This window comes from Hymenobacter agri (assembly GCF_054778495.1).
The window spans coordinates 1-1,084 of sequence record NZ_BAAGZM010000974.1; the positions used below are offsets into that span (position 1 = coordinate 1).

A 1,084-nucleotide genomic window follows, 5' to 3' on the forward strand; every position below is an offset into this window, starting at 1 on the left:
CGAGGCCACCCGGCGCAGCACCAGCGGCAGGTAGGCCGGCTCGTTGCGCTTGCCGCGGTGTGGCACGGGCGCGAGGTAGGGGCAGTCGGTTTCGAGCAGCAGGTGCTCCAGCCCGAGACCGGGCAGCACTTTATCGGCCCCGCCGTTTTTGAACGTGGCCACGCCCCCGATGCCCAGCATAAAGCCCAGCTTAATAACCTGTTCGGCTTCCTCGGGCGTACCCGAGAAGCAGTGGAACACGCCGCGCAGGGTGCCATCCTGCGCGGCCTCGACCAGCGCGACGGTTTCGGCAAAGGCTTCGCGGGTGTGCAGCACAATGGGCAGTTGGTGCTTCTTTGCCAGTTCCAGCTGAATTTTGAGGGCTTCCTGCTGCTCGGCCAGCAGGGTTTTGTCCCAATGCAAATCGAGGCCGGCCTCGCCCACGGCGGCGAAGGGCCGGCGGTCCAGCCAGGTTTCGACTTCGTAGAGCTGCTGCTCAAAGCCGCGCGTGACGGAGCACGGGTGCAGGCCCATCATGGCGAAGCAGGTTTCGGGCGCTTCGGCCTCAAGCTCTAGCATGGCGTCGATGCTGCTGTGGTCGATGTTGGGCATCACGATGGTGCGCACGCCGGCCTCCTGGGCGCGGCGCAGGGCGTCGAGGCGGTCAGGCCGGAACTGCTCGGAATAGAGGTGCGCGTGCGAATCAGTAATATGCATTATTAGATAATGTTGAGTTTTAAGGGTTGAGGGTTGAGTTTTACAGATTGAGTATTCAGCATTTGAAAACGTCCGGACAGATTTTGACGAAGCTCAAGATTCGGCAACGGCCACAAGACAACTAATTCACCCCTCAGCATTCAAAACTCAATCCTTTCAATCATAGCGCCTTCCTTTCCAAACCACGGCGCCGCCGAAGAGCTGGAAAAAGCCGATGGCCGCCGTCAGGGCCAGCGTGTAGCCTTCGAACAGCGGCAGCAGCGACCAGCGCAACCGCAGCCCCGCCCGGCGGTGGGCGAAGAATGCCAACGTACCCTGCACCACTACCTTCGCCACCCAGATGCCTAGCGCCAGCCCCGCGCCGCCCACCCACGCCACGCCCGCCAGC

General features: G+C 62.4%; 2 protein-coding genes. Both read right to left on the reverse strand.

All coding sequences use genetic code 11. From position 1 onward, the window contains the following. Window positions 1–696: TatD family hydrolase (locus ACYVDE_RS23805; RefSeq protein WP_460504006.1), on the reverse strand; the 696-nt coding region annotated here is incomplete at its 3' end. A 156-nt stretch (window positions 697–852) separates the two neighbouring features. Next, the coding region (locus ACYVDE_RS23810) for a hypothetical protein (RefSeq protein ID WP_460504007.1) at window positions 853–1,084 on the reverse strand (232 nt) is incomplete at its 5' end.